Source organism: Curtobacterium sp. MMLR14_002, assembly GCF_001864975.1.
Classification (GTDB): domain Bacteria; phylum Actinomycetota; class Actinomycetes; order Actinomycetales; family Microbacteriaceae; genus Curtobacterium; species Curtobacterium flaccumfaciens.
Window position 1 is genome coordinate 1 of record NZ_MJGT01000130.1, and the last position, 221, is coordinate 221.

The window sequence follows — 221 nt, forward strand, 5'->3', positions numbered from 1 at the left end:
CTGTGCAACGAGCGGCTACTGCTCTGAGTAGTCAAGTGAAGAATCGAACCGGTCGATACGAGCTGGGGGACTCTGACCTTATGTCCCAGGCGTTCTCGTTGGCCGAGCCTGCCGAAAATAAGCCAAGATTGCGTTGGCCAGGAAGTGACGACGACCTGACAGTGAAGGCGATGAGGGTAGGTATTCTCAGTATGGCACAAGGAGCGTTCGCGGCTATACGT

General features: G+C 55.2%; 1 protein-coding gene. It reads left to right on the forward strand.

What is annotated here, in order from left to right; genetic code table 11:
- Nucleotides 1–2: 2 nt before the first annotated feature.
- The coding region (locus BIU91_RS18345) for a TIGR02391 family protein (protein ID WP_290439514.1) at nucleotides 3–221 on the forward strand (219 nt) is incomplete at its 3' end.